Origin of the sequence: Sphingomonas sanguinis (assembly GCF_019297835.1) — a bacterium.
GTDB classification, from domain to species: domain Bacteria; phylum Pseudomonadota; class Alphaproteobacteria; order Sphingomonadales; family Sphingomonadaceae; genus Sphingomonas; species Sphingomonas sanguinis_D.
Genome location: NZ_CP079203.1, coordinates 390082 through 412202 on the forward strand (window position 1 = coordinate 390082; position 22121 = coordinate 412202).

The 22121-nt window shown below is 66.0% G+C and carries 12 protein-coding genes; 5 read left to right on the plus strand and 7 right to left on the minus strand.

Going from position 1 to position 22121, the window contains the following annotated elements:
* Position 1 precedes the first annotated feature (1 nt).
* The 3 genes from KV697_RS01630 to KV697_RS01640 all read right to left on the minus strand — a co-directional run bounded on the left by KV697_RS01630 (position 2) and on the right by KV697_RS01640 (position 6278).
* Complete coding sequence (locus KV697_RS01630) at positions 2–1783, minus strand: methyl-accepting chemotaxis protein (protein ID WP_257575529.1); 1782 nt, start codon at positions 1781–1783, stop codon at positions 2–4.
* A 271-nt stretch (positions 1784–2054) separates the two neighbouring features.
* The gene (locus KV697_RS01635) at positions 2055–3128 is read right to left on the minus strand and encodes a DUF2332 domain-containing protein (protein ID WP_219019827.1); all 1074 of its coding nucleotides are present in this window, start codon (positions 3126–3128) and stop codon (positions 2055–2057) included.
* Positions 3129–3221: 93 nt separating this feature from the next.
* Entirely contained in the window at positions 3222–6278 is a 3057-nt protein-coding gene (locus KV697_RS01640) for a TonB-dependent receptor domain-containing protein (RefSeq protein ID WP_219019828.1), read from the minus strand.
* Between the two features lie 406 nt (positions 6279–6684).
* Here KV697_RS01640 and KV697_RS01645 point away from each other — a divergent pair, with 406 nt between their 5' ends.
* Both KV697_RS01645 and KV697_RS01650 read left to right on the plus strand, forming a co-directional pair.
* The gene (locus KV697_RS01645; RefSeq protein ID WP_219019829.1) at positions 6685–7197 is read left to right on the plus strand and encodes a GAF domain-containing protein; all 513 of its coding nucleotides are present in this window, start codon (positions 6685–6687) and stop codon (positions 7195–7197) included.
* A complete protein-coding gene (locus KV697_RS01650; RefSeq protein ID WP_219019830.1) occupies positions 7194–9245 on the plus strand; it encodes a putative bifunctional diguanylate cyclase/phosphodiesterase in 2052 nt (683 codons plus the stop codon). The genes KV697_RS01645 and KV697_RS01650 overlap by 4 nt, the downstream gene beginning before the upstream one ends.
* A gap of 44 nt (positions 9246–9289) precedes the next feature.
* Here the strand turns inward: KV697_RS01650 and KV697_RS01655 are convergent, their stop codons facing one another.
* Positions 9290–12274 (minus strand): TonB-dependent receptor plug domain-containing protein, encoded by a 2985-nt coding sequence (locus KV697_RS01655; protein WP_219019831.1) that lies wholly within the window; start codon positions 12272–12274, stop codon positions 9290–9292.
* Between the two features lie 123 nt (positions 12275–12397).
* A complete protein-coding gene (locus KV697_RS01660) occupies positions 12398–15439 on the minus strand; it encodes a glycosyl hydrolase family 28-related protein (protein WP_374011380.1) in 3042 nt (1013 codons plus the stop codon).
* Between the two features lie 164 nt (positions 15440–15603).
* On the opposite strand from KV697_RS01660, the gene KV697_RS01665 reads away from it, so the two are divergent.
* The gene (locus tag KV697_RS01665) at positions 15604–16149 is read left to right on the plus strand and encodes a gluconokinase (RefSeq protein ID WP_306822672.1); all 546 of its coding nucleotides are present in this window, start codon (positions 15604–15606) and stop codon (positions 16147–16149) included.
* A 254-nt stretch (positions 16150–16403) separates the two neighbouring features.
* On the opposite strand, the gene KV697_RS01670 is transcribed toward KV697_RS01665, so the two are convergent.
* Positions 16404–17081, minus strand: coding sequence for a FadR/GntR family transcriptional regulator (locus tag KV697_RS01670; protein WP_219019833.1), 678 nt, complete (start codon positions 17079–17081; stop codon positions 16404–16406).
* Positions 17082–17094: 13 nt separating this feature from the next.
* Positions 17095–18441: a GntT/GntP/DsdX family permease gene (locus KV697_RS01675; protein WP_219021173.1), complete on the minus strand. Its 1347-nt coding sequence runs from the start codon at positions 18439–18441 to the stop codon at positions 17095–17097.
* Between the two features lie 303 nt (positions 18442–18744).
* Here KV697_RS01675 and KV697_RS01680 point away from each other — a divergent pair, with 303 nt between their 5' ends.
* Both KV697_RS01680 and KV697_RS01685 read left to right on the plus strand, forming a co-directional pair.
* Positions 18745–19002, plus strand: coding sequence for a helix-turn-helix domain-containing protein (locus KV697_RS01680; protein WP_219019834.1), 258 nt, complete (start codon positions 18745–18747; stop codon positions 19000–19002).
* A gap of 64 nt (positions 19003–19066) precedes the next feature.
* Complete coding sequence (locus KV697_RS01685) at positions 19067–22084, plus strand: glycosyl hydrolase family 28-related protein (RefSeq protein WP_219019835.1); 3018 nt, start codon at positions 19067–19069, stop codon at positions 22082–22084.
* Positions 22085–22121: the final 37 nt, after the last annotated feature.

Genomic DNA, 22121 nt, shown 5'->3' on the forward strand with positions numbered 1-22121 from the left:
ATCAGGCCGCGCGGCTTGCCTGCGGGTGGCCGAAATCGTCGGTGCGATAGCGGGCTGGGGTAGCGGGCGCTCGCGAGGCTGATGCCGTATCAACGTTGAAGCGCATCACCGATGCCATCAGCGTCCCGCATTCCTGGGCGAGCAGGCTGGCCGCTGCGGTCGATTCCTCGACCATCGCGGCGTTCTGCTGGGTGACCGAGTCGATCTCGCCGATGGCGATGTTGACTTGGCCCAGGCTGTGCGCCTGCTGTTCCGACGAGCGGGCGATCACGTCGACCACGGTGCTGACGTCCGAAACCTTGCCGATGATCCGTTGCAAGGCGTTGCCGGTTTCGTCGACCAGCACCACGCCCGAGCGGACATGCTCGATCGCAGACAGGATGCGTGCCTTGACGTCGGAGGCCGCGTCGGCAGAGCGCTGCGCCAGCGCGCGGACTTCGGAGGCGACGACCGCGAAGCCCTTGCCCGCATCGCCTGCGCGCGCCGCCTCGACGCCCGCGTTGAGCGCGAGGAGGTTGGTCTGGAAGGCGATGCCGTCGATGACGGTGATGATATCGACGATCTCGCGGCTGGCCTGGTCGATGCCGTTCATCGCTACGATCGACTTGGCAACGATCTCGCCGCCCTTTTCGGCCTCGTCGCGTGCTTCCGTCACCGCGCGATTGGCCTCGCTGGCGCTCGCGGCGCCGTCGCGCACGCCCTGGGTGATCTCGCCCACCGCCGCGGCGGTTTCGCGCAGGCTGGCCGCCTGCTGCTCGCTGCGTGCCGACAAATGGTCGGTGGCCTGACGGATTTCGTCGATGTTGGAGCGAATGCTGCCCGCGCTGCCGCGCACGTCGCTGGTCAGGCCCGACAGGTTCTGGACGGCACGGTTGAAGTCGGTCGCCAGCTGATGGAAGGACGGCGGCAAGTCGGTCAGGCGAACGGTCAGGTCGGCCTCCGACAGGCTGTGTAGGCCGGAGCCGATCGCCTGTAGCGCCAGTTCGCGCTCGCGGTCGTCGCTGACCTTGGCCACGGCGGCATCGCGGAAGACGACGACGGCACGGGCCATATCGCCCAGCTCGTCGCCACGCTCGCTGCCGGGCACCTCTATCTCGTTGCGACCGCGTGCCAGCTCTGCCATCAGGCGGGTCAGGGTCGTGATCGGCCGGGCAATGCTGCGGCTGAGCATCATCTGCAGGGTGATGACGACGCCGATCAGCATCACGCCACCAACAACGAGGGCGATGATCGCGGTGCCGATCGCCTTATCCTGCGAAGCGGCGTTGCTGGCGATCGCGGCCGTTTCCTCGTCGCGAATGGCGCGGAGCGGCAGCACGATGTCGCTGGTCAGCACGGCCTTACCCGCGTCGCGGACTGCCTGCTGCGCCTCGTCGCGCCGCCCTTCCTTGACCCAGTCGGTAAGCCGGTCGCTCCAGGTGCGCCGCCACTTGGTCTTCTCGGCATTGGACTTGGCGAGCAGCGCCAGTTCGTTCGGGTCTGTCAGCATCGCGGCCAGTTCGCGGCTGGTCGTGTCATATTCCTTGCGCGCTTCTTCGTAGGACTTGAGATAGCTTTTGTCCGCCGTGACCAGGAAGCCGCGCAGCTGGCTGTTCTCCCGCAGGATCGAGGTCTCCAGCGTTAGGGCCTTGGCATAGACCTCCTGCGCATGGTTGTTGCGGGCGGTCGCGCTTCGGATTTCCCAGATGTTGGCGAAGAACACGATCGTCATGATCGCGGCCGACAGGCTGACGATCAGGAACGATACACCCAGCTTCTTGGGGATGTTCATGTTCGTGAACATTATGCGTTTCTCTCAACAGGTCGGGCCGGGGACGATGCGGGAGGATCGATCTGGATGTCGTGACCAAAGCCAGGGGAATGCGGGGCGGTCGGCGCCTTGGACAAAGGCACAGACTCGACCATGGCGGCTGCCGTCATACACAGCGGCGCAGTTCCGACACGATGCTTGATCCGCATATCCTAAGTTAACCTTTGGTTTCGTCGGACAATTGTTACAATTGCGGAGTTAATTATGGATGAAGCCGCCGATTGTTATCGGCAGCCATGCTGACTTATCCGCCGATCCATTCGATCCACGCGCCATAGGGATGGCAATGGGCGATGACCCGGTCGCGGCCCTCCGGCCAGGAACGCAGGCGCAGTTCGACCCGTTCGCGGAGCGTGTCCCATTCGAAACCGATGACGGCGAAGGGGCGGGTCGGGGTCGCGGACGCTCCGGCTTTCTGCACGGTCGCCTCGATGCTCGCGCGGTCCTCGGCGCTCAGATATTGCAGCACCATCGAATGCAGGACGACGCGGTGCCGCCGCTCCGGCCCCGACGCGGCGAGCTGGTCCGCGAGCCAGGATGCCGCATCGCCGGTATCGAGCCGGGGCGGGTGGCGGCGCGCGATCTCCAGCGCCCGGTCCAGGCGCTGCGCGCGCTCGGGCTGATCGGCGAAGATGAAGGAAGCCAGTCGCTCGCAGGCGGCGGGATCGTTCACGTCGAGCGGATGGAGGTCGACGCCGCGCGCCGCGTGGACGATCACGGCGGTATCGGGGGGCAGGGGGCCGCGCCATTCGGGGGCGATCCGCACCGTCGAGTCCGACTTGCCGGTCCGAACGCCGCCCAGATCGTAGGCGTAGCGCGCCAGATTGAGGTTCAGTCCCGCGCTCGCCCCGATCTCGAACAGTTCGAAATCATGGTTGTGATACTGCGCCAGGACCATCAGGGCGGCGTGCAGGGCCGCCGCGCGGCCGATCTCGTTGGTCTGCGGCACGCGCAGCAACCAGTCGACCAGAAATTCGTCATGGGCCGCCAAGGCCAGCGCGACCGCTTCGTCGAAACGGGCATGTTCCCCGGCGTACAGCGCGGCAAGCTGCGGCTCGACGCCGCGTCGGGCCAGCGCGTGGAGCGCGGCGTTGATCCGCATCGCGATTGCCGAGGATGCGGCGGTGTTGCCCCAGGATCGGATCAGCGCGGCGCTGAGGGGCGCCTTGTCGAGCTGTCGGTCCACGGCGGCCAGCAGATCGGCGACGAAGGGCGTGCCGATCGCCCGCATGACCAGCGATTGCCGGTATAATTCGCTCGGCGAAGCGGTCGGATCATCCGAACCCGGATACATGGTGTGGGAACGCTCCGGCTGCATCGGTCGCCTATGACGCCGCAAGGGTAGAGATGGCAATACGCACCGGGACGACGGAATAGTCGGTCCCGGTGCGCGTCACTCGGTCAGGTCAGATCAGAAGTTGAAGTTCGCACCGGCGCTGAAGCTGCGACCGACGAGACCTGCATAATGCCAGCTGCTCAGATAGTTCGGATTGCTAGTATAGGCGCCCGATGCCAGCGGGGCGCGGGCATTGGTCAGGTTCTGGATGCTGAAGAAGAAGCGGAAGTCTTCGTTGACCCGCACGGCCATGTTCAGATCGGTATAGATGAACGGCCGCACATAGCACTGGTTGTTGACATCGCCGCCCGTCGGGATCGGCGCCAGCGTGTGCGAGCACGACAGGTCGATCACGCCGTTGACCGGGGTGATCTCGTCGGCGGCCACCTGCTTGATCCGACCGACATAATAGGTCGTGCTGGTCAGCGAGAAGTTGCCGACTTCGATCGTGTTCTGCCAGTTGCCACGGATGCGCGGCGTGCCGCCACCCGACGATAGCTCGTACGGCCCCAGCGTACCCGCATATTTCTGCACAACGCCAGCCGGGGTGACGAGGTCTAGGCGCAGGACGCGGGTCACGTCGACGCGGCTGATGAACTTCACGCCGTTTGCGAGGCGGACGTTCGCATTGGCCTGCATGTCGATGCCCGAGCTGACCATGTAGTTGGCGTTGACGTAAGGTACGTCGAATACCAGCAGGCGGGGCAGGGCGTTCGGGTTGACGGGATCGGGCGCGTCGATGACGTTGCACTTATAGCCCTGGCCCACTGCCGCCAGCGCGGCGCAACCGGCGGTCGCATTGGTCTGACCATAATAGGCCGCGATCGCCTGGGCGCGCAGCGGACCACTGACGATCAGGTTCGACTTGCGGATGTTGTAATAGTCGACCGTGACGTTCAGCCAGCGCGTCGGGTTGACGATCGTACCGGCGGTGAAGCTGCGCGACACTTCCGGCAGGATGGCGGGGTTGCCCTGCGCACCGCTGCCGATGTTGTACGAGGTCGTATAGGCCGGATTGCCCTGGTGCGCCGCGATGAAGCTGGCAGGCGGGGTGAAGGACGAGAAGCCGGAATAGCTGCTGGCCGCGTTGTATTCGGCAAAGGTCGGTGCGCGGAAGCCCTGCGAATAGGTGGCGCGCAGCGAGAACTGCTCGACCGGCGTGAACTTCGCACCGACCTTCGGCGAGAAGTGGCTATAGCCTTGCGAATAGTGGTCGTAACGGCCCGAGACGTTCAGGTCGAACGAGCGAAGAAACGGTGCATCGATTTCGAAGAACCCAGCGGTCACGGTCTGGCGACCCTGAGCAGACGAGGTGTTCAGGCCGTAATAGGACAGGTCGAAATTCTGGTTGCGGTTCATCAACGTCTCGCGACGGACCTGGAAGCCGCCGCCGACATTGAGGTCGCCGCCCGGCAGTTCCATCAGCGACTTCAGCAGCGAGCCGCCGATCGTTGCCACCGTCGAATAGGACGGGGTGGTCCGCTCGGGCGAGATCTGGTTGCGCACGGCCTGCGTGTTCTGCTCCGGATTGACGAAGTTGTACGCGCCGGTGTTGACCGCGTTCAGCAGGCCCTGGATGTTGATGAAGCCGCGCTGCGTGACCGCGAAATTGTCACGGGCATAGACGCCGTTCAGGCGGAACTTGAAACCATCGCCCAGATCGCCCGAAATGCCGTAGGTCGCGCGGAACACGTCGACATAGCGGTGGCTGCCCGCCGGGATGTCACCGAACAGGTAATAGATGCGCGCGGCGTTCTGGGTCGGGTCGGCCCCCGCCACGGCATAGGGGTTGTTCGGGTTGAGGCGACGATCGGCGGCGGTGGCGCAGTTCACGCCCGCCGAGCAGACATACATGGGCAGGACGATGCCGGGGCTGCTCGACGCCAGTGCGGCGGAACCGCCGAACGGCTGGGTCTGGCGGATGCCCGCCGGAGTGCCGCGAATATCGACTTCGGAATGCGAATAGCTGCCGCTGGCAAAGGCTTCCCAACCCTCGGCGATCCGGACGTTCAGGCGCGCGGTGGTCGAATAACGCTGCTGGCGCGGCTGGATGATCGAATATTCGGCGGGCAGGTTGTGCGCACAGCCGGTGCCCTGCGCCGCGCCCGAGGTCACGGTGAAGGTGCCGAAGGGGCAGGCGTTCGGGTTGAGCAGGCGATACTGGTTGGTCGGCGGCGCGCCGACCTGGCCCGAAAGCGGGTTGTTCAGGTCGCTCTGCGAAACGCGGGTGACGACCGCCTGCGGGTTGGCGGCAAGCAGCGAGTCGTCGTTGCGGTTGCGGTCCAGCAGGCCGCTCGGACGCAGGTCGAGCGTGTTGAACGGATAACCGCGCGAATTGTTGGTGATGAACCCGTCATAGGTGTATTCACCGTTGACGTAGAAATTGAAGCCCTGCTCGCGATAGTCGCCGAACCCGGCGGTCAGCGTCGCACGGTAATGCGCGCCATCGGCCTTCTCGGTGGTGCCGCCCTGGACCGAACCGGAAATGCCCTGGACGTTCTTCTTGCTGATAAGGTTGACGACGCCGCCGATGGCGTCCGCGCCATAGGTCGAGGACGCACCGTCCTTCAGCACTTCGACGCGCTCGATGGTGCTGAACGGGATCGAATTGAGGTCGACATAGGCGTTATGGCCATCGTCGTTCAGCGGGAAGTTCGCGTTGCGCAGGCCGTCGATCAGTACCACGGTCGACGAGACGCCCAGGCCGCGCAGCGACACCGCGGCGCCACCGGCCGAGAAGCCGTTCTTGAAGCCGGTCGAGATCGAGCCTGCGCTGTCGGCGGACACCGAGCGAATGGCTTCCTGCGCGGTCGTGATGTTCGCGCGCTGCAGCACGTTGGAGTTCACCACGGTCACGGGCGAGATCGAGCTGGCGTTGGAATCGCGGAACAGCGTGCCGGTGACGACGACCGTCGCGCCTTCGGCCGTGGCGGGAGCGGGGGCAGCCCGCTTGATCTGGACGTCCTGCTCGGACTGTGCCGGATTACCCGATGTGGCCGCGGCCGCGGTCTGGTCTGCGGCGTCGGCCGTCTGGGCGGGCGCCGCCTCCTGCGCATAGGCCGGGCTTGCGATCGCGGTCAGCAGTGCCGCGGTCGAAATGCCGAGGCGCAGTTTTCCAAATGCGGAATTCATCGAAGTCACTTAGCTTTCCCCCTCTGACGCAGCAGCGACTTGCGTCGCCGGTACTCCACTCGCCATGAACCGGCGCTGCGATGGATGGGCGCGTATCATCGCCGAAGTTACTGGGACGTTAAAAATCCGAGCTTTGGCGATGCAATGGTAGGTTATTGGCTTTGTTCTAGTCGCGATCGGCTAGGGAGGCGGTTGCTTGGCGTCGTGCCGCCTCATCTTTATAGGCTGACGTCACTTAAGCATTTGAATTTATGAACTGCTTGGGCATAAGCGGACTTGGGCGCCTGCCCCCCGATCCGACCCACTCGGACAGCCCTGATTTCCAAAACTAATTTACCTTTATAAATCATGTTTTAAGGTTCTGGTGCGACCACGATGTCCCCATAAGCCTTGAACAAGAGAGACGATGCTCAAAAGCCTGTCCCGGGAACGGCGACGTTCCGGTGCCGTACATGCGCTGGGCATTCTGGGTTCGTCTCGCGAACCCGGCTTCGACCGTTTCGTCGAACGGGCGGCGCAATCGTTCGACGCCCCCATCGCGCTCCTGTCGCTGATCCATGGCGGCCAGCAATGGTTCAAGGCGAGTTTCGGCGTGGACATCGCCTGCAACCCGCGACACCGCAGCTTCTGCACCTTCGCGCTCGACCGGCCGGACGTGCTGGAGATTTGCGACCCGTGCGGAGACCCGCGCGTGGCGAAACTGCCGGTCGTCAGCGAGGCGCCTTTCGTCCGCTACTATATCGGCGTGCCGCTGCGCGTCGCGGGCGGCGTGGACGTGGGCGCCTTGTGCGTCTTCGACACGCGGCGACGCCAGCCCGCTTCGCCTGATCAGAAGGCCTATCTGGTCGCGTTGGCGCGGCAGGCGTCGATGGCGCTCGAAAGCCGGGCCGACCTGCTCCAGATGGGAGGACGCGCATGACCGACGTCATTCTATGCGTCACGCAGCTGCATGACCTGCGCCTCGTGGCGCTGGCGTTGGTGATCTGCCTGATGGGCTCACTCGCGACCATCCAGTTGTTCAGCCGGGTCCGTGCCTCGTTGGGCTATCGCCGCTTTGGCTGGACCGTCCTGGCAGCGGTGGGTGCGGGGACGATGGTCTGGGCGACGCACTTCGTCGCAATGATGGCGTTCCGAACCTCGGCACCCGTCATCCTCGACCCGATCCTGACGCTGTTGTCGCTGGTGGCGGTGATCGGCATCGCCATTCCGGGCCTGGCCCTTGCAGCCGGGCGAGGGCCGTGGGCGGGGGCGATCGGCGGCGGGGTCATCGGCCTGGGCATTTCGGTCATGCATTATGTAGGCATGTCCGCCTACCGGGTCGACGGGATCGTGGAGTGGAACCGGCCCTATGTCGTCGCCTCCATCCTCCTGTCGAGCGGTCTGTCCGGCATGGCCTTCCACGTCCTGACCGGCGGTGGACGGTGGCGGAATGTCGGCGCGGTGACGTGGCTTAGCGTGGCGGTCGCGGCGCTGCACTTCACTGGCATGACCGCGATGAAGATCTCCGTCCTGAAGCTCGGCCAGGGGCTGTCGGACCTGACCATGGTGACGCTGGCGACCACGACGACGGTCGCCACGCTCATCATCGTCGGCTGCGCGGCGATCAGCGCTCTGATCGACGGGCATACCCAGTCCGAAACCTATCGCCGCCTGCGGCACATGGCTCTGCATGACAGCCTGACCGACCTGCCGAACCGGATCAGCTTCATCGAGGATCTGGAGGAACGCTTCCGCATCCGGGGCGGCTATCGGCGCATGGCGATCATCATGATGGACCTGTCGCGCTTCAAGGTCATAAACGACACCTATGGCCACCAGGCGGGCGACCAGTTGCTGACCGCACTCGCGGCGCGGCTGTCGGCGATCCTGCGGCCGGGCGAACGCATCGCCCGGCTAGGTGGCGACGAGTTTTCGGCGGTGGTCTCCTATGACGATCCGGCCGAGCTGGAGGATTTCCTCGGGCGGCTGACCGCCGCTTCCGAAGCGCCGTTCCTGTTCGACCGCTTCACGGCCTCGATCGGCGCGAATATCGGCGTGGCGCTGGCGATGCGTGACGGCACCGACGCCGACGCGCTTCTCGCCAAGGCGGATCTGGCGATGTACCGGGCCAAGTCCGCGCATTCCAAGGAACCCTGTTTCTACGATGCGCACATGGACGACGCCGTGCGCGAGCGGCGCGAGCTGGTCGCCGATCTGCGCCACGCGCTGGATGCCGCGGCGTTCGAGCTTCATTATCAGGTGCAGGCGGCGATCCCGTCGGGCGAAATCTGCGGTTACGAAGCGTTGATCCGCTGGAACCACCCGGTCCGGGGCATGATCCCGCCCGCCAAGTTCATCCCGCTCGCCGAAAAGAGTGGCGACATCGTGCCGCTGAGCAACTGGGTACTGCGTCGTGCCTGTTGCGAGGCGGCGCGCTGGGCCCAGCCGCATCCCGTGTCGGTCAACCTCTCGCCGATGCATCTCGCCGACCGGCGGCTGATCGAGACGGTCAGCTCCGCGCTGGAAGACAGTGGCCTGCCGCCCGAGCGGCTGACACTGGAGCTGACCGAGAGCGCGATCATCCACGACAAGCATTTCGCGCTGGAACAGCTCAAGGCCCTGAAGGCGATGGGGATCGCCATCGCGCTGGATGATTTCGGCGTCGGCTATTCCTCGCTTGAGGTGCTGCGGTCTTTCCCCTTCGACCGGATCAAGCTCGATGCCTCCTTCTTCTCAGAGATCGAGCATGACGAACAAGCCGTGTCGATCCTGCGGTCCGTGGCGGCGCTGGGTGCGACGTTGAACATGCCGGTGCTGGCCGAAGGGATCGAGGAGCCTGCCCAACTCGCCATCGTCACGCGCGAGGGCTGCGCCGCGATCCAGGGCTATCTGATCGGCAGGCCGTCCCGCACCCTGGCCGAGCCGGACCATGTGCGACGGGTGGCGACCTTGCGGCCCCGGATCGTTGGGAACGAGGCGGTCGCCTGACGAACCTTGCAGGTCGATCGTCAGGCTCGCGCAGCACGCGCCGTTCAGAATTTTGCGCGCAGACCGATCCGATAGAAGCGGCCCAGCGTGTCATAGAGTGCCGGGTTGACGTCCAGGCCGGTATTGGTCTGCGGCGATGGCTCGGGATCGCGGTTGAGCAGATTGTCGACCTTGAAGAACATGCTTACCGCCGGCGTCACGTTCAGCGAGCCGCCGATGTCGAGGTAGAAGGCGCCCTTCATGAAGTTGCGGTCGATCGTCGGGTTGTTGCCGGTCGACACCGGGCAGCTGGTCGAGCAGACCACATATTGGTTGCCGAACACGCCGTCGCTGAACCAGCGTTCCTGGACCAGCAGGCTGAATTTGTCGGTGTCGTAGCTCTGGATCGCCAGCCATTTCCAGTCCGGGGTCGCGCCCGAATTGGCCCCGGCGCTGTCGACCGGAATGGTGCCGGGCAGGCCGGGATCGGTCACGAACTTGATGACATGGGTTGCCAGCGCGCGCAGGGTCAGATTGCCGCCCAGGCCCATTGGATTGCGCCACTGATAGCTGCCCTCGATATCGAAGCCGCTGGTCTTGATCGAGGCGAGGTTGAACGCCTGCACGTTGACGAAGTTCGGCCCCGCCGTGTTCTGAAGGTTGAAGGCGCCGCACGTCTCGGTATTGCCTTGAAAGCACAGGTTGACGATCTGCGCCGCCGACAGGCTGGAGACGACGTCGTTCACCTTGATCGTGTAATAGTCGAAGGACAGGCTGAGCCCCGGTGCCCAGCTCGGCCGCGACAGGACCACGCCCGCCTCGGTGCTGCGCGCGATTTCGGGGCGCAGATTGGGATTGCCCAGCGAGTTTTGAATGATCAGCACCTGGGTATTGCGGAACGGATCGGTGAAGTTGGGCACCGTCGTCGTCGTGGGGGCCGCGAACAGCTCGGATAGGTTGGGCGCGCGCACGTCGCGCGAGGTGACGGCACGCAGGCGGAAGCCGTCGAGCGGCGTGTCCCATGTGCCGCCCAGCTTCCAGGCATAGACCGCGCCCGAGGTCGAGTAATGGGTGGCGCGACCCGCTGCGCTCAGATTGGCGCGGCCCAGGCTTTCCGAATTGATAAGCGGCAGGTTGAGCTCCAGGAAGCTTTCATAGACGTCGTACTTGCCCGAACCGTTCTTGTAATTGCCCGCATACCAGTTGCTGCCCGTCGCCGAGTTCAGGAATGGATCGGACGGATAGGCGGCCGAATTGGGGCTGATCGCCGATACACCAGCACCATAGGGATCGGCGTTCACCCGGTACGCCTCGCGGCGATATTCGACGCCGGTCGCGATCGATAGCGGGCCTGCCCACAGGTCGATCAGATTGCCCGAGATGCTGCCCGCCGCCGCGTCCTGGGTCTGGCGTGTATGCTGAAACGGGCCGTTGGCGGGGGTGATATAGGCCAGCGCGGCGGCGGACGGCGTCGCGCCGCCGAAGATGTTGATCGGCTGACACCCGCTGGCCCGCGCGGCGGCGTTGGCGCAGACGATCTGGCCGTTGAGCGTCGTCGCATTGATCGCCTGATTATAGCGTCCGGTCAGGCTGATATTGTCGACGTCGATATCGGTGACGTTGATGCCATGCTCGTAATAGACGTCATAGGTCCAGCTGCCGCCGAACACCTCCGCCTTGCCCTTCAGGCCGCCGACGAAGCGATACTGGCGGCGGTCGGTGTTGACCTTGATGTTCGGCAGGATCGCGTTGCTCAGGCCGTAGCTGAACTGGGTGATGCCGTTGGCGGCGCATTGCTGCTGGATGGATTGCGGCAGATAGGGGTTGGAGCACTGGATGGTCAGCCCGGTCTTGGACGCGCCGGGATTGGGCTGGTTGCTGGTCTTCACCTGCGCGATATTGGCGGTGACATACAACTCCATGTCGGGCGCGATGTCGTAGCCGATCCGGGTATAGCCGTTGACCCGCTCCAGCGCGGATTGCAGCGAGGTGCCCGAGCCGACATGGCCCGACTGGTCGCCACCGACGCAGAAGCCGACATAGCACCCGACGACGTTGCCCGCTGCGTTCTTGGCGGGAACCCCGTTCGATCCATATTGGAAGGGGAAGGGATTGCCATTGGCGTCGAAGGCAATGCCCTGAAGCGGCCCGGCGCTGATGAGGCCGTATTTGGTGTATTGATAGGCCTGGCCATGGTCGCGGTAGAGGAATTGCGGCGTGCTGCCGTTGCGGATGCCGGTATCGACCAAGGTTGTCGCGCGGTACCAGTCGCGGCTTCCGGCCAGATCCTCACCGAAATTGCCCGGTCCGACGCCCTGGTCCTTGGCATATTCGCCGCTGACGATGACATGCAGCCGGTCGCCCGCCAGCGACTTGCCGAAGGCCGCCTGCGCCAGCACCTGTCCGTCGTCGCCGTACGTGGTGACGCCGGTCTGGAGATTGCCCTTGAACCCGGTGAAGCGTGTGTCGGTGATGAAGTTGATGACGCCGCCGACCGCGTCCGAACCCCATGAGGCCGAGGCACCGCCGGTCACGACATCGACTCGTTTGATCAGCAGTTGCGGGAACTGGCTGATGTCGGGAACGCCCGTGACGTTGGCGCCGACCACCCGCTGCCCATCGAGCAGCGTCAGCGTGCGGATCGTGCCGAGGCCGCGCAGCGAAAAGGAGCTGAGGCCCTGCTGCCCGCTCGACGTGCTGAAGGTGCCCGTCGTCGCGCCGGTCGACCCTTGCAGGGACGGCAGCTGGGCGACAGTGTTGAAGATGTTGGGCTGGGCGTTGGCCTGGATCTGCTCCTCGCCGATGACCGTGGTCGGGGTGGGGGCGTTATAGCCATTGGCGGTGATGCGGGTGCCGGTGACGACGATATCGCGCTCGCTGGCCGAAGGCGTCTGCGGATCGGCGGGAACGGCCGCCGGATCGGGGGCCTGGGTCTGCTGCGCCGGTGCGGCCAGTGCAGGGCTCGCGATCAGCGCCAAGGCCAAGGCTGCGACGCTGGTAGCGTTACCGGATTTCCACGAGGCGCGATTGCGCCGATTGCCGATGCTCATCAGTCCATCCCCTCACTCGAATCGCGGAGCATGGGCCGGTAATCGCTGGCCCCTCCGTCTTCCGTCCGCTTTACCGCAGGGACGAAGGGGCGGCATCTACGACCATAGTCGGTATCGTGGAGGTCAGGGCCGCGCCGAGTAAAGCCCGTGATGCGTCAGGATGAACAGGGTCCGCCCGTCCGTGCCGCCGAAGACCAGTTGCAAGGGGCGCTCGGGCACGTCGATCCGGCCGAGTTCGGTGCCTGTCGCGTCATAGACGAAGACCTGCCCGTTCGCGACATAGACCCGCCCGTCCGCGCCCGTGACGACGCTCTCGCCGCCGCGATGGGCGAAGGGTTTTAGCTCGGTCACCGCGCCGCCCGCGCCGACCAGCCCGGTATAGGTCCGGTCCTCCGACCCGTTGGCGATGGCGATCCGGGTGCCGGGGCGCGCGGCAATCAGGCCATAGGTGTCGAGCGTGTCCGAAAAGCGCCAGCCGCGATGATCGGTCGGCCCCTGCTGCCACACGCGAAAGGCGGGCAGGGCGATGCTGCCATCGGGGGCGACATAGGATAGCGGCTTGGGCTGGCCGATGTCGCGGGCGAACATCTCGGCCAGGGTGGTGAAGCGGTCGGCGGCGGGGTCGTACTGGTCGCGGAACTCGCCATTGACCCAGAGGCTGCCGGGCAGGACGATCCGGGCGTTCGCCGGCGTTGCGGCGGTGGGTGACAGCGTCGTCACGGCGGCGGGAGCCTTGGGGTCGATGCTATAGACCGTCGCGGTGGGACCGGCCGAGGACAGCACCAGCAGCTTGCCCGAGCCATCGACCGCCAGGTTCACCGGATCGAGCGGCGCGTCGGATACGACCGACAGGCCTTCTGTCTCGCTCCAGCCATGGATGCGCTGGAAATAGCGGTCGACCAAATAGAGCTTGCCGCTAGCGTCGGTCGCACCGCCGCCCAGCGAATAGAAGCCATCGGCCAGCCGCCGAACCGGCGCCAGACTGGGCGAGGGGGCGGGCAGCGGGGCAGGGGTTACGTCGAGCGTCGCGAACTCGCGCTCGCGTACCTCCACGCCTCGGGTCATGTCGCGAATGGCGTTCTCGTACGGATATTTGCTGGCGCGCAGATAGGTGCCGCAACCATCAGTCTGACAGGTCGCAAGGCCGCTCTCGGCATTCACATGGACGTTGCGGAAACGGATGTCGTTCTGGCCGTACAGCGCGATTGCCGCGCGCGCGGGCTGGAGCGAGCGGGTCACGCGATAGGCGTGGAGATTGGCGAACAGCACGTCCCGCACATGGCGCACTTCGAAGGCGACGGCATCGCGGCTCTCGCCTGCCTCCTCCTCGGTCTGGGGGGCGAGGAACTCCCAATGCGCCACCCGGTCGAGCACGATCTCGGCGCGGCGATGATGCTCGGCCGAAATCTGATAGACATGGCCAGGCGTCTCGGTGTTCGACACCAGCATCCCCGCCGACGCATAAGTGTCGGGCGTCCACAGCCCGTTGAACGTGCCGCCGCCACCATCCGTCACCCACAGGCTGGGATAATGGCCGTCCCAGCGCTGCTTTGGATCGGGATCGCCGGTGTGGTCGGCATTATAGGGATCGAAGCGGCTGCCATCGGCGCGGAAGGTGCCGTGCCCGCCCTGGAACTTGACGTCGTCGACCAGCGAGCTTTTACCCGCGCGCCAGAGCAAAGCGGTCGCGCGCGGATTGCGCCCGCCCGCAGCCAGCCCGAGGCCGGAGACGATGGCGTCGCCGCCCTTGGCGCTCTCGATCAGCCCCTTCGTGCTGCCGATGCCCCGAAAGGCCGGGCTGTCATCGGTCAGGACGATCTGGGTCAGGCTGGGATGCAGGCCTATCAGCACGCTGTCGGGGCGCAGGCGCAAGCTGTCGCTGACCCGATAGAAACCGGCGGGGAAATAGAGGACGCGGTGCGTGTCGATCGCCCGTTGCAGCGCGGCGGTGTCGTCGGTCGCATCGTCGCCCTTGGCGCCGAGGTCACGGACATTGACCCAGCGTTCGACCGGCGGAAGGGCGCGAATCGCGGGAGCCTCGCGGGACATCAATGCGGTCAGCGGCACCGCATCCGCCTTGGTCGCATAGCGCCCCGTCTGGCCGAGCGACGGCACTGCCAGACCGTAGGAAAAGTCGCGCATCCGATAGCGTCGGGCGGGGCCGGCAATCGTCCGCCCACTGTCGCGGAACTGCGCGAAGACCGGCGTGTCGCTCGCGGTCGCGTCCTGGAAGCCGATTTGCGTATAGGCATTGTCCTCGTTGCTGATGACGATGCCTGCGCGCGACACCCGCTCGAACCGGACCTTCTTGCCCCAGAGCCAGTCGCCATAGCCCCGGTCGATCTCGATCCCGACGGGCACGTTGCGGATCACCGTGTTGACCAGGGTCAGCCCCGCCTCATGCTCGCGGATCGCCGCGTCGCGCTGTCCGTCGAAGCTGGAGTCGATCAGCGTGTAGGACCAGGCGGGGGAGGGCTTCTCGGTCAGGATGCCGTAGCGCCCGCCATGGAAGTGCAGGTCCTGCCCCAGATTGCCGACCTGATAGATGCCCGCCAGGCCATCGCCCAATCGGAAATCGATATGCGCCAGATAGCTGTGCTGGGCGGTGTGGAAACGGACGGCGGTCGTGGCCGGATTGCCGGCCCCGATCTCGAAATCGACATTGGCCATGGCCGAATAGAAGGTGCCCGAATTGGCGTCGGCGATGCTCTTGTCGAAGGGGACGCTGGTCGGCGGCGGTACGGGGACCGGCGCTGCATCCTTGCCCGCTTCGGGGGGCAGCGTGCCGGTGAAGAAGACCATGGTCCCGACGCCCTGCTGGAACCCCGGGGTGGCGGGGGCGAGGACGAAGACGGGGCGTGTCTTGCCCACGCCGAACAGGCGGACGCCCGGCCGCATATAGAGCGTATGGGTCAACCGATACCGGCCGGAGGGCAGGAAGACGATACCGCCGCCGCCCTGACCCGCCACCCGGTCGATCGCCTGCTGGATCGCCGCGCCGTCGTCGCTCCGACCGTCACCGCGCGCCTGCACCGTCACCGCGCGGGGATCGGCGGGCGCGCGAGTGAAGACCGAAGCGGTGCGACCGGCCCAAGCCGGCAACGCGGCGGTTCCGGCGAGCAGCGCCAGAACGGCAAGGGAAAGCGGGCGCGTCATGGCGGTCATCCTCTTCAGGCGGAACGGTTCGGGGGCAGGGCCATTGGGATAGGCAAGGCGACGCTTCGGCACGACTGCGACAAAGGTCGTAATGGCCTTTGTCGTCCCAGACGCGATAGCCAAGGTCGAACGGGCATGGCTGATAGTGCCAATGCTAACGACAAGGGGTGCGGGTGAAGGCGAAAGACGGCAACGGCAACGGCACAGGCGCACGCGCCCAGGGCATCGTGGTGATGGGCGTCAGCGGCACGGGCAAGACCACCCTGTCCGAGCGGCTTGGCGCGCGGCTCGATTGCCGGGTGCTGGAGGGCGATGCGTTTCACTCGGCCGAGAATGTCGCGAAGATGCGTACCGGCCATGCCCTGACCGATGCGGATCGTTGGCCCTGGCTGGATCGTCTCGGCGCGGCGATCGGTGAGGCGGCACGGGAGGGCGGGACGGCCATCGCCGCCTGTTCGGCGCTCCGGCGGGTGTATCGCGAGCGTCTGCGGACAGCGGCGGGCGTGCCGCTGTATTTCGTCTTCCTCGACACGGATACTCAAGAGATTGCCAGGCGGATGAGCGGGCGCAAGGATCATTATATGCCGCCCAGCCTGCTCGACAGCCAGTTGGCAACGCTGGAGCGGCCGACGGCGGACGAGTGTGCGTTGACGCTGGATGCCGGACTGCCGCCCGAAATGCTGGTCGCCCATACGCTCGGGTGGATCGAGCAACGCTAGGAGGCGCCGACATTCAACCAGCTTTCTCCTCCCTCTCCCCTCATGAGGGGAGAGGGTTGCGCAGACTTGGCCTTTGCGAAGGCAAAGGCTTAGTCGGAGCTGGGTGAGGGGTGAGCGCTCACCACGTGAGCGCGCGAGCCAAAGGCTCGCTCGACCCCTCACCCAAGCTGCGCTAGCCAGCACGCTGGCAAGCTCCGCTAACCCTCTCCCCTGTCCAGGGGAGAGGGAAGAAGGGTATGTTCCATCCAATCTGCTCACGGCATCAGCCGCTTGCGCCCCTGCGACAAATGCCAGCGCATCGCCAGTGCCGCACCGTCGGGATCGCGGCCCCGGATGGCCTCGACGATGGCGTCATGCTCGTCCATCATCGCACCGATCACCTCGGGCGGGCGCGAGCGTGAGATGTCGACGCCGGCGCGCAGGATGTGCATCACCTCGTCCTTCAGATGGTCGAAGACGGGGATGAAGGCCGAATTGCCCGTTGCCTCGACGATGGCCCGGTGAAGCACCCAATCCTCGTCATGCGCGGGTGCGTCCGACAGGAGCGCGGCGCGGAGCGCGGCCAGTGCCCGCTCGATCGCCTCCATCTGTTCGCTTGAACGGCGCAGCGCCGCCAGCCGCGCCGTTTCCGCCTCCAGGACGAAGCGCACCTCATAGGTGCCCAGCGTCTTGGCCAGCTCGTCCATCGGCATATGGGTGCCCAGCCGCTCGGACGGACGGCGCTTTACATAGGAACCCGCGCCGCGCCGCGCCTCGGTGATCCCGTCCGACGCCAGCCGGGCTAGCGCCTCACGCACGATCGTCCGCGACATGCCGAACGTCTCGGCCAGCCTCGCCTCGGAGGGCAGGCGGTCGCCGATGGCCAGTCCCTCGTCATTGATAATGCGGACGATCGCCGTATAGGCCCGGTCCGCCAGCCGCCCTTCGTTCATCGTCGCCCCCACTTCAGACGATATGGCTCAAGACCATCACCAGCGCGAGGCCGACGACCGAGATGACCGTCTCCAGCATCGACCAGGTCCTGAACGTGTCGGCGGTGCTGGTGCCGACATAGCTTTTGACCAGCCAGAAACCCGGATCGTTGACATGGCTGAAGAACACCGAGCCCGCGCCGATGGCCAGCACCACGAGTTCGGGCGACACCCCCGACCCGGCCACCACCCCCGGCATGATGCCGACCGCCGTGATGGTTGCGACCGTCGCCGACCCCGCCGCCAGCCGGATACCGACCGCGACGAGCCAGCCGAGCAGCAACGGCGAGATGGCGTACATGGTGACCAGCCGGGCCAGCAGGTCCGACAGGCCTGCGCTGACCAGCACCTGCTTCAGCGCGCCACCCGCGCCGATCGCCAGCAGGATCGCGCCCGCCGCGCCCATCGTCTCATGCCACACCGCGTCTTGGATCGTCGCCTCGCGCAGCCGCCGCCCGAACAACAGGGGCAGGGCGAGCAGGTTGGTGACGAGCAGCGCGATCACCGGATTGCTCGCCGCGACCAGCCAGGCGGCGCCCTTCAAGCCTGTGGCAAGCTGTCCCAACTCGCCCGTCGCGATCAGCAGCACGGGCAGCAGCACGATGAACAATGCGGCCCCGCGCCCCGGCACCGCGATGTCGAGCTGGTGGTCGCCCAAGACGGGCGGCGCCAGGCGGACACCCGGCGTGACGATCCGCGCCAGCACCGGCCCCGCGAGGATCGCCGTCGGTATGGCGATCAGGATGCCGTAGAGCATCGTCCGGCCCAGATTGGCCCCCAGCGCCTCGACCGCCAGCAGCGGGCCGGGATGCGGGGGCACCAGCGCATGGACGACGCCCAGTCCGGCGAGCGCGGGCATGATGAGGCGCAGCTTGGCGGCATCGCGCGCCTCGCCATCGGGCGTGTTCATCGCCTCCGCCGCCGCCACGACGATCGGGAGCAGCAGGACAAGGCCCGTCTCGAAGAACAGTGGCAGGCCGATCAGGATCGCAATGCCCAAGGTAGCCCAGGGGGCCGCCCGCGCGCCGGTCAGCCGCAATGCGCTCTGCGCCAGCGCCGCCGCCGCGCCCGACAGGTGCAGCATCGCCCCCAGCGACAGGCCAAGCGCGACGACCAGGCCGGTGCCGCCGACGATGTCGCCCACGCCCTTTTGCACCGCCTTGGCGATATCGGCGAGCGGGAGCCCGGCGAGCAGCCCGACCGTGAACGCGCCGCACAGCAGGCCGATAAAGGGATGCAGCCGCCCCTTCACGATCATCAGGACGGCGAGCAGGATGCCCGCCAGCGCGGACGCGATCAGGCGGATATCCTCGCCGGTCACGGGCGGGCTCCGCACGTCATCTGGTTCCAGCGCGTGATGTGGTTCAAGCTCTGCGGATTGCGCATCGACACCCCTCCATGGTCCATGGCGGCGTTTTCACCTGCCGGACTTCTCCCGTATCTGTAGGACAGGTTTTTGGGTCTCAGCAATAGAAAAGGGCTTGATCCGGGGCAATTGGCGGGCGCATGATGAAAACCTGTCCAACCGAATCCACATAGATTGGGTCGCAACGGACGCGGGATCATGTTGGCGCGCACGACCGACAGCCTTTGGCCCAGCCGGGCCGCATAGTGGAGGATGACGATGGAAGGGACACGTCCGACGGCCTGCCAACCCCTGAGCGCGCGCGCCGAAGCGCCCTCGCTCGCACGGCTGACCCCGACCCAGATGAAGGTGCTGCGCGGCGTCCATTCGGGGATGCTCAACAAGCAGATCGCGTTCGACCTGGGTATCGCCGAGGCGACGGTGAAGGCGCACATGACCGCGCTGATGCGCAAGCTGAACGTGCGCAACCGGACGCAGGTGGCGATCGCGGCGCAGGCGCTCAGCCTCCACGCCTGATCCAGGTTGGCGACGCCGGTCGCCGTGCCGTTACGCTAAGGCCCACCGATACAAGGAGAGGGCAATGAAGACGAACTGGCTGCTGAGCGCGGCGGTGCTGATGGCCGCTGCACCCCTGATGGCGGCCCCCGCTGCCGCCCGGTCCTCGACCTCCATCTATCGCACCGCCCCCGCCGATCCGCGCGCGATCACCATCCGGGGCGTGGGCGACGGGCGCGCCGATGACAGCGCCGCGATCCAGCAGGGCATCGACGAAGCGGCCAAGGGCGGCCATGGCGGCATCGTCTTCCTGCCCTCGGGTCGCTATCGGATCAGCCGCACGATCGTCGTGCGCTCGGGCGTTCGCCTGTTCGGGGTCGGTCCGACCCGGCCCGAGATCCTGTTGGCCGATGCGACGCCGGGCTTCGGCTCGGGCATCGCGGCGATGATGACCTTTGCAGGCGACGACCAGTATCGATCGGGCAAGCCGCCGGTGCCGGTGCCGACAACGGTGCCGTTCGACCCGACGTTGTATGACGCCACCTCCTCGACCTTCTATTCCGCGCTCGCCAATGTCGATTTCCGGATCGGCGAGGACAATGCGGGGGCGGTCGGGGTACGGTTCCGCGTCGCCCAGCATGGCTATATCCGCCATGTCGATTTTCATATCGGATCGGGCTTTGCCGGTATCTATCAGGCAGGCAATGCCGCACAGAATCTGCGCTTTTTCGGCGGCCGATATGGTATCGTTACCGAGAAGACCTCGCCTGCCTGGCAATTCACGCTGATCGACAGCGACTTCACCGGCCAGCGCGAGGCGGCGATCCGGGAGCATGAGGTCGACCTGACCCTGGTCAACGTCGCCATCCGCGACACACCGGTGGGGATCGAGATCGACCGGGGCTATTCGGACTCGCTTTGGGGCAAGCAGGTGCGGTTCGAGAATGTCCGCGATGCGGGCGTGGTCATCTCCTCGGAAAAGAGCGTCTTTACCCAGATCGGCTTCGACGACACGATCGGCATCGCCACGCCCGTCTTTGCCAAATTCCGCGACAGCGGGCGGGTGGTGGCGGGCGCGGGGCCGCGCTACCGCGTCGCCGATTTCGGCTATGGGCTCAAAGTGCCCGAGCTGGGGCAGATGGGCGACTTCGCGACCGATGTGAAGATCAGCCCGCTGGGTCGGACGCCTGCAAGAGCCAAACCCGCCATCCCCGCGCTGCCGCCGGTCGCGGCCTGGGCGAATGTCCGCGATCTGGGGGTAAAGGGAGACGACACCACCGACGACACCGCTGCCCTGCAACGCGCAATCGACACCCACCGCGTCCTCTATCTGCCGATGGGCCGTTACCGGGTCAGCGACACGCTGCGGCTGCGCCCCGACACGGTGCTTATCGCGCTGCACCCCAGCCTGACCCATATCTATCTGGCGGACGATGCCCCCGGCTATCGCGGGGTCGGATCGGCCAAGGCACTGATCGAAAGTGCGAAGGGCGGGGCGGGGATCGTCTCGGGCATGGGGCTGTGGACCGGCGGGGTCAATCCGCGCGCCACGGCCCTGTTGTGGAAGGCGGGCGAGGCGTCGCTGGTTGATGACGTGAAAATCCAGGGCGGCGGCGGCACGGTGCTGACGCCGGGCAGCCCGATCGGTTTCGGCGACCAACGCGCACGCTTTGACGGGCAGCATGCCAGCATCTGGGTGACGGACGGCGGCGGCGGCACGTTCAACGCGCTCTGGTCGCCGAATACGCTAGCCTCGGCCGGTTTCTACGTTTCGAACACGACGACGCCGGGGCATGTCTATCAACTGTCGGCCGAGCATCATTACCGGGCCGAGATCGTGCTCGATCATGTCGCCAATTGGGAATTCCTCGCCCCGCAGACCGAGCAGGAGGTGCGAGACGGCGTCAACGCCGTGTCGACCGAATTCCGCCACAGCCGCAACATCCTGTTCGCCAACTATCACGGCTACCGCGTCACCCGCACTGCTAAGCCGATGGATGCGGCGGTGAAACTCTACGGCTCCGGCGACATCCGTTTCCGCAACGTCCATGTGAATGCCGAGAGCGGTTTTGCCAGCTGCGATGCCAAGGGCTGCGGCACCTTTGTCCGGGCGAGCAAATATCCGTTCGAGAACGCGATCAAAGATATGACGCGCCAAACGGAGGTACGCGAGCGGGAGTTCGCCCACCTCGACGTGCCGCCAGTGCCGACCAGCGCGGCGACGGCTTCGGCGGTGCCGGTGTCACCGGACGTGCGCAAGCTGGCGGACGGCTTCTACTCGGTGGCCGGGGCTGCGGTCGATGCACAGGGCACGCTCTACTTCATCGACCGCTTCTTCCAGCGTATCCATAGCTGGTCGGAGGCCAAGGGGCTGAACATCGTCGCCGATGCGCCGCTCGATGCCGTCAATCTGGCGGTCGACCGGTCGGGGCATCTACTGGTCCTGTCTTCGGCGGGGCGTGACGGCAGCGTCTATAGCATCGATCCCGCCGCTCCGGCGGCCGTAACGGTCATCTCGCCGACCCCGGCGCGGACGCATCCGGGAGCGCAGACGCTTCTGCCGGTCAATGTCTGGGAGAATGGTGAATTCGCCGACCGGATCGACCCCAAAAGCTATGCCTACCCCACCATGGCCGACATGTTCGCGGCCAAGATGAGCAAGGCCAAGGCACAGGAATATGTCTCGCCCGACGGGTCGCTGGTGCTGCCCGCCTTTCGCGTGTGGAACCAGGGGCCGGACGATCATCAGGGCTGGCGCTGGTCCGACACGCTGGACGCCTATGGCTTCGCGGCCGGTCAGCCGGGGGGCGAGGTGGTGATGACCAACGGGTCGGAGAACCGGACCTATGCCGGGCGGGTCGGCGATGGCGGACGCGTCACCGATCTCCGGGTGCTGGCCGAGCGGGGCGGCGAGAGCGCCGTGCGCGATGCGGCGGGCAGGCTCTATGTCGCGAACGGGCAGGTCTTCGTCTATGGTCCGGACGGCGCGCTGCTCCGTCGGATCGACGTGCCCGAGCGCCCGCTACAACTGGTGCTCGGCAAGGGTGAGCCGGGGCAGCTGTTCATCCTGACCCATCATGGCTTGTATTCCGCGCCGCTTTAGATCCTGTGCGACGGCTCCCTTTCCAGTCGCCCGGCGT

What these genes read in the sequence shown, in the direction of transcription:
- KV697_RS01660 (WP_374011380.1), bottom strand. Translation starts at nt 15,439, where the DNA reads ATGACCGCCATGACGCGCCCGCTTTCCCTTGCCGTTCTGGCGCTGCTC.
- KV697_RS01655 (WP_219019831.1), bottom strand. Translation starts at nt 12,274, where the DNA reads ATGAGCATCGGCAATCGGCGCAATCGCGCCTCGTGGAAATCCGGTAAC.
- KV697_RS01640 (WP_219019828.1), bottom strand. Translation starts at nt 6,278, where the DNA reads ATGAATTCCGCATTTGGAAAACTGCGCCTCGGCATTTCGACCGCGGCA.
- KV697_RS01670 (WP_219019833.1), bottom strand. Translation starts at nt 17,081, where the DNA reads ATGAACGAAGGGCGGCTGGCGGACCGGGCCTATACGGCGATCGTCCGC.
- KV697_RS01685 (WP_219019835.1), top strand. Translation starts at nt 19,067, where the DNA reads ATGAAGACGAACTGGCTGCTGAGCGCGGCGGTGCTGATGGCCGCTGCA.
- KV697_RS01650 (WP_219019830.1), top strand. Translation starts at nt 7,194, where the DNA reads ATGACCGACGTCATTCTATGCGTCACGCAGCTGCATGACCTGCGCCTC.
- KV697_RS01635 (WP_219019827.1), bottom strand. Translation starts at nt 3,128, where the DNA reads ATGCAGCCGGAGCGTTCCCACACCATGTATCCGGGTTCGGATGATCCG.
- KV697_RS01645 (WP_219019829.1), top strand. Translation starts at nt 6,685, where the DNA reads ATGCTCAAAAGCCTGTCCCGGGAACGGCGACGTTCCGGTGCCGTACAT.
- KV697_RS01630 (WP_257575529.1), bottom strand. Translation starts at nt 1,783, where the DNA reads ATGTTCACGAACATGAACATCCCCAAGAAGCTGGGTGTATCGTTCCTG.
- KV697_RS01680 (WP_219019834.1), top strand. Translation starts at nt 18,745, where the DNA reads ATGGAAGGGACACGTCCGACGGCCTGCCAACCCCTGAGCGCGCGCGCC.